Source organism: Pseudomonas sp. E45-MNA-CIBAN-0222 (assembly GCF_040310405.1).
Classification (GTDB): Bacteria; Pseudomonadota; Gammaproteobacteria; order Pseudomonadales; family Pseudomonadaceae; genus Stutzerimonas; species Stutzerimonas stutzeri_AC.
On the sequence record NZ_JBEOPU010000073.1, the window covers coordinates 1 to 279 of the forward strand.

Annotated in this window: 1 pseudogene; it reads right to left on the reverse strand. The window is 62.4% G+C overall.

Going from position 1 to position 279, the window contains the following annotated elements:
- Nucleotides 1–16: 16 nt before the first annotated feature.
- Nucleotides 17–279: pseudogene (locus tag AAEZ08_RS22825) on the reverse strand (hypothetical protein); the annotation flags it as partial.

Below are 279 nucleotides of genomic sequence, written 5' to 3' on the forward strand. Positions count from 1 at the left end.
GCCTAAACCCTTAGGTTTATTTACCGCTGAGCATCCGCTTGATCAGGGTTTCATGCGCCGCCATGTCGCCGGGCCGGGAAATCACCCGGACCACCGCCATGTGGTTGCCAGAGGCCGCCATCAGCGTGGTGTTGAGGGTTTGCCCACCACCCTGGGTGGCCGTGCTGTCGACCTGGCGCACACCCAGACCAGTGCTTTTGAGGGTCAGGCTTTTCTCGCTCAACTTGTTGTAGTCGGGGAGGGCCTTGCGCTGCGCCGCGTCAAAGTCCGCCGCAGTGC